Annotated in this window: 2 protein-coding genes; both read left to right on the top strand. The window is 33.4% G+C overall.

The annotated features are described in order from the left end of the window. The coding region (hemC, locus tag AB1414_17535) for a hydroxymethylbilane synthase (protein ID MEW6609218.1) at positions 1 to 506 on the top strand (506 nt) is incomplete at its 5' end. Continuing rightward, positions 503 to 3,466: an SMC family ATPase gene (locus tag AB1414_17530; GenBank protein MEW6609217.1), complete on the top strand. Its 2,964-nt coding sequence runs from the start codon at positions 503 to 505 to the stop codon at positions 3,464 to 3,466. The genes hemC and AB1414_17530, both read left to right, overlap by 4 nt. Positions 3,467 to 3,600 lie beyond the last annotated feature (134 nt).

Raw genomic sequence — 3,600 nt, 5'->3', positions numbered from 1 at the left:
TAATTGGCACAAGTAGTCCAAGAAGAAAGGCACAACTTATTTATTATCGTCAGGATTTAAAGATTGTCGATTTACGAGGTAATTTAGATACAAGAATAAAAAAATTAAACTCTGTAGATGCAATAGTTGTCGCCGCCGCCGGCTGTATTCGGACAAATCTTCATTCTAAAATCACCCAATTTTTATCCACCGATATTATTTTACCTGCGGCTGGACAGGGTTCATTAGGCATAGAGATACGCAAAAATGACACAGAAATAAAAGAAATAGTAAGTAATTTGAATGATGAAGAAAGCTCCCTGGCGGTAATAGCTGAAAGGTCCTTCCTTAAAGAATTAGGTGGTGGCTGCCAAATCCCAATAGGAGTATTAGGGTGTATAGAAGGTGATATTTTAAAACTTGAGAGCGTAATTGTTTCCCCGAATAACCAGAAGATTAACCGTGCCAAAATTGAAGGGAAAAAAGAAGACGCAGTTAAATTAGGGAAAAAACTGGCAAAATTATGATAAAAATTAAAAAATTAATTGCAGATAATTTTAAACAATTAAAAGATATTGAGATTACCTTTCCGCAACGAGGTAGCTTCCTTATTGAAGGATTGAATGAATCGGGTAAAAGCACTTTATTTGAGGCGATTTATTTTGGTTTATTTGGTGAAGCATTGGTTAGTGAGCGAAGAAGCCTTGTGGAATTAATTAATTACCATTCTAAATCCGCATATATCCAACTGCAGGTAGAAATCCGAGATAGAATATTAACCATCGATAGAATCCTTAATCTAAATTCCCCTAATCAATGGAAACTAAATATTGGTGATGAGGTAATCACTAAAAATATACCCGTGAATGAACGATTGATGTTAGAATTAGGTTTAGATGGAGATGCTTTGCTGAACAGCTGTTTTGTCGAGCAAAAAAAACTGGATAAATTAGAAGGACTTGATAAATCACAACGCGAAAAGTCATTAATGAAATTACTTAATCTTGACCGACTATTAGAATTAGAGCAAAGATTTAAAGTCCGACGCGATGAAGAAAAAGACCTCCAACATAAACTCCAAAAATTAGAATTAGCAAAATTAAAACAGATTGAACTACATAAAACTCTGGATGCAAAGAAAAGGATAGATAGTAAACTTCAACTCATTAACCTGATTAAACTTAAACAAAAAATTAATGAAGAGACCACCAATATAAAAAGGTTATTCAAATCTATTAAACTTATTGAGCCTCAAAAAATAGAGTTAGAAAAGAAAATAAATAGGGTAGGGGAACTAAAAAAAACACAAAACCATCTTGAAAAACTTATCTCTAATTTAACTCAGATTAAAGAACAAGAGGCTGAAATCAATAATCTTAAAAAGCAGGTTCACGATTTAGAGGCATTAAACGGGAAAGTCCCGGTTAGAAAAAAATTGACGAATGAAATTCTTTGTTTAAGTAAAAGGCTTGCCCGAATTAATAAATTAGAGGACCTGCTTAAATTTGAGAAGGAAAAAGGTATTTCCCTTGATAAGGAATTAGAGCAGATTAAAAAATTAAAAGGGACAATTAACCTTGAAGAAACAAAATTTATACAAAAACAGGAAAAGTTAAACTTAAGTCTGGAAAAAGAAAAGACCCTTGTCCAACAACTAAAATCAATAAATGAAAAAGAGGCATTAGAAAATTGGCGTCGAGCCCAATATACTCTTTCTGCCCTTGAAATAATTAACCAGAAGGAAAAGGAAATAAATTCCCAAAAGGATATAAAACAACAAGAAAAAACTAATGCAGACCACCGCTATAAAAAAACACTCTTTACCTCTATCGGCATAAATATAGTCAGTATCATTTCATTAATTATTAGTTTAATAAATGGATTGTTGGCAGTGGGAATAATTATGGTGGTAATTACCCTGTCGGCTTTATTTTCAGGATTTATCAATATTAAAAATCAGAAGAAGATTATTTATCGACTATCCCTGCAGATACGAGATTTAGAAGATGAGATTTTACGATTAGATGGACAAAGGCAAAGCACCAGAGACAAAAACGAACAGGATGAGACAAAATTGACTGAATATGAAGATAGATTGCTTAAATTAAACTTATCCATACCAGAAGATATTACTCATGCAGATGTCTTAATCAATGATTTATCAGAAAATCTAAAAGGGTTTGATATTCAACAAGTAAAAGAAGATTATTCTAAAATAACTAAAGATATTGCTGGACAGGAAAGTGTTGTTTCGTTATCAAAGAATGTGCTTGAAAATTACAAACAAGAACTGAATAAACTCAATGAGGAAGAAAAATTAAAGGATAAAGAAAAATCTATCATCCGCAAGGATAAACTGAGTAAAATAATTGATAAATTCAAACCTGAATTACACCAAAAAGCAAAGAATTTAGGAGTAATTTTAGACCGTGAGAAATTATTGGCAGAATATAATCAATTATTAACGGAGGTAAAAAGGGATTTACAAGATGTGAGTAAAAAAGAGCAGTTTTGGGAAAAAATTAGCCAACACCAGGAGATTGTAACAAAACTTAAAGATGAAATAAACACAATTTATACCTCAAGTCCACAGATTTCAAGAGATTTAAGTTTAAGAGACTATCCTCGTCTAAAAAACAAGGTTATAGCAGAGATTAATGAAATTCAAGAAGAAAAAACACTTCAAGAATTTCAGACCCTTCAAAGCCAGATAGATGCTTATCGCGGGGAAATTAGCCTAAGACAAAAAACTCAAACTGAATTAGAAAACGAAATGCAAAATTTCCCAAACCAGATTAAAAAGGCATTTAAATATAGCCGTCTGCAAGTCCAGTATGAGCCGACACTGATTAAAGAAAAAGAGGATATAGAGGCTAAAATCGGTTACATTAGAACCCATGTAGAAAAGTTAGCCAGAGAATTACATCTTGAAAATGTCAGGTTAGAAGTTACTCAATGTGAAAAAGAGATACAGGATTTAAGCAATAGTCTTAAAATACGGACTTTAGCTGAACAAATCTTGACTACGGCAAGAAACAATATAGTCGCCAGGGTATTGCCCAATACTATCCGAAATATGCAAAAGATACTGCCTTTACTTACCTGTGATAGGTATCACGATGCAGATATTACGGAGGATTATAAAATTAAGGTTTGGGACGAACGGGCGATGCGTTGGTGTGCAAAGAATATCTTTAGTGGTGGAACAAAAGACCAATTCTCATTAGCCTTACGGATGGCTTTTGCCATTGCTACTTTACCGCAAGAAAAAGGAATTGCCCCGTCATTTATATTTTTAGATGAACCATTAAGTTCGTTTGATGTAGAGCGTGCTCAGGCACTAATTTACCTTCTGACCCAGGGAGAGATAATGCAAACATTTGACCAGATATTTGTCATTAGCCATTCCCAATTACTTGCCTCATCTATGTTTAATTATTATATAAAGATGGATAATGGTAAAATAGTTGCGGATAATCTGAGATAGAAAAATGGGTAACCGTTCAGGGCTATACATTAGAAGTGTAAACAAGGAGAAATGGGGAAAAGGGAGAATTGGAGAAATGGCTCAAACTTTTTCTTGCTCCACCCTTCGGACATCAATCCTGGAGTCTGCGAAAT

This window comes from bacterium (assembly GCA_040755795.1).
Lineage (GTDB): Bacteria > UBA9089 > CG2-30-40-21 > CG2-30-40-21 > SBAY01 > JBFLXS01.
The sequence above is the reverse complement of the archived record's forward strand: the minus strand, read 5'-3'. Positions and strand labels throughout refer to the sequence as shown.

What these genes read in the sequence shown, in the direction of transcription:
- AB1414_17530 (MEW6609217.1), top strand. Translation starts at nt 503, where the DNA reads ATGATAAAAATTAAAAAATTAATTGCAGATAATTTTAAACAATTAAAA.